The following is a 1,322-nucleotide window of genomic DNA, read 5'->3' on the forward strand; positions in this document are numbered from 1 at the left end:
GGGACTGTCAGGATTTCCGTGTGTGGCCGGGCGGTTGATCATCAGGCCGCCATGGCTCTGATGAAACGTTCGCCGAAGATCACGGCAAATTGCGCCTTCGCCATGGTCCACTCACGTGGTGGCATCTTCCACTCTTTCTCCGACCGATTCAAGATCAGGTAGAGCAGCTTGGTGGCGGCCTCGTCGCTGGGGAAGTGTCCCCTGGCCCTGACAGCCCGCCTGAGCTTCGAGTTCAAAGCTTCGATGGCGTTCGTAGTGTAGATGATCCGGCGGACCTCGTCGGGGAACGCAAAAAACGGGATCACCTCGCCCCAGGCGCGCCGCCAGCTCTGGCCGATGGCGGGATAGCGCTGCCCCCAAGGGCCAGCCTCAAATGCTGTCAGCGCCTTTTCGGCGGCATCTGCGTCGGTGGCACGGTAAATCTCCTTGAGCGCGCTGGCGAGGTTCTTTCGGTCCTTCCAGGAGACGAAGTCCATCGAGTTGCGCAGCAGGTGAACGATGCAGGTCTGGACGATCGCATCGGGGAACACTGCGGTGATCGCATCGGGAAAGCCCTTCAGGCCGTCAACGACGGCCAGCAGGATGTCTTCAACGCCACGGTTGCGAAGCTCGTTCATCACCCGAAGCCAGAACTTGGCACCCTCATTCTGCTCGAGCCACAAGCCGAGCACCTCCTTTGCGCCGTCGGCGCGGACGCCCAGCGCAATGTGGATCGCCTTGTTGCGCACCATGCCCTCGTCGCGGATCTTGACCCGGATCGCGTCGAAGAAGACCAGCGGGTAAACCGGATCGAGCGGCCGCTGCTGCCAAGTGGCGACCTCATCGAGCACGGCGTCGGTCACCGTGCTAATCAAATCGGGTGAGACGTCGATGCCGTATAGATCGTGCAGGTGCCTGGTGATCTCGCGGGTGCTCATGCCGCGCGCGTACATCGACACGATCTTGTCGTCGAAGCCGGGAAAGCGGCGTTGATACTTGGCGATCAACTGCGGGTCGAAGCTCGACTGGCGATCGCGCGGCACGTCGATCGCCAACTTGCCGGTGTCGGTCATTACCGTCTTCCGACCGTAGCCGTTGCGCATGTTGCCGGCGCCGTCTTCGCCAGCGAGGTGGTGATCCATCTCCGCATTCAGGGCACGCTCTGTCAGCGCCTTCTTCAGCGAATCGAGCAGACCGCCCTGCTCGAAGGCGGCACTGGCAGTGCCGCCCGCCAAAAGCTGATCGAGAAGCTCATTCGGTATGGCAGGTTCTTTGCGTCGTGACATAGTGGGACTCCTTGTTGCCCATTATGCCCGGCCACACACGGAAATCCTGACAGTCCC

At 61.6% G+C, this 1,322-nt stretch carries 1 protein-coding gene; it reads right to left on the reverse strand.

What is annotated here, in order from left to right; translation table 11 throughout:
• Positions 1 to 41: 41 nt before the first annotated feature.
• Entirely contained in the window at positions 42 to 1,265 is a 1,224-nt protein-coding gene (locus tag AC0KVN_RS27540; RefSeq protein WP_044663225.1) for an IS256-like element ISSpwi2 family transposase, read from the reverse strand.
• Positions 1,266 to 1,322: the final 57 nt, after the last annotated feature.

It is taken from the genome of Sphingobium sp. SG1 (genome assembly GCF_057063145.1).